This is a genomic window from Rahnella sp. P4_A8, from assembly GCF_056402435.1.
Genome location: NZ_JBFUHK010000270.1, coordinates 1 through 1,068 on the forward strand (window position 1 = coordinate 1; position 1,068 = coordinate 1,068).

1 protein-coding gene is annotated in these 1,068 nt (G+C 48.1%); it reads right to left on the reverse strand.

All coding sequences use genetic code 11. From position 1 onward, the window contains the following. Positions 1-912: Orn/Lys/Arg decarboxylase N-terminal domain-containing protein (locus AC1DUO_RS25335; protein WP_477989444.1), on the reverse strand; the 912-nt coding region annotated here is incomplete at its 3' end. Between the last annotated feature and the right edge of the window lie 156 nt (positions 913-1,068).

Genomic DNA, 1,068 nt, shown 5'->3' on the forward strand with positions numbered 1-1,068 from the left:
AGTGATCACTGCGTGCACTGGCCAGGTGGCATTCTCTGTCTGTGCAATTTTCTCTTCGATGCTTTCGCGGGTGAATTCATGCTTAGGAATCCCGCCAAGAATGCCATACGCGTTGCGATTGGGACGCAAATAGACCGGCACAATATTGGTCATCATCATCAGATGGGCGAGCGATTTATGACAGTTGCGGTCAATCAGCACCGTACTCCCTGCCGGTGCCGCATACATTCCGACAATTTTATTGGCCGTCGAGGTGCCATTAGTGACGATATAACTTTGCTCGGCGCCGAAAGTACGGGCGATATATTCCTCCGCCTCTAGATGCGGACCAGTGTGATCCAACAGGGAACCAAGTTCTGTCACAGAAATCGACACATCGGCTTTCAACGTTTTGGCCCCGAAAAAATCATAGAACAACGTCCCTACCGGGCTTTTTAAAAACGCCGTACCGGCCATATGCCCCGGCGTACAGAAAGTGTACTTTCCTTCTTCTACGTAGGTGAACAACGCTTTAGTCAGCGGCGGTGTAATGGTATCGATGTATTCATCGGTGTACTGGCGGATGCGTTTGGCAATATCCTCCGCCGCAGTCAGTGCGTATTCAAAGAAATAGAGCACCATGCGCATTTCATTAACGTCGACGTCCAGCGTCGAATGCGTATTGATGAAAGCGTAAAGCGGCAGATATTCATTCAGCTCATTAATGGCTGTACACAGCTCTTCGCTATGCTGATCCCAGTCGAAAATAGCGCCGCAAATGCGGGCATTATTTTCGATGAGTTTGAGCAGATCCGCGCGATCGCGCGGATAAATGACCTGAAATCCGAGAAGCGTCAGCGCGCTATCCAGTTCACGGATCGGCTCGTCTTTGTAGTAAGCCCCTTCCGGGCGCATGATAGCGATAATATTCATCTGACAAATCCTTCTGTTATTTATTTTCTAAGGTATTTATAGAAACACGGTTAGTGCCTGCTGGGTACCCTTTACCGTTGAGTTTAAAGTGAAATGGGGAAATTTAAGAATGCTGGAAAGATGGATAGATAAAAACGGACAATAAAAAAGGCCACG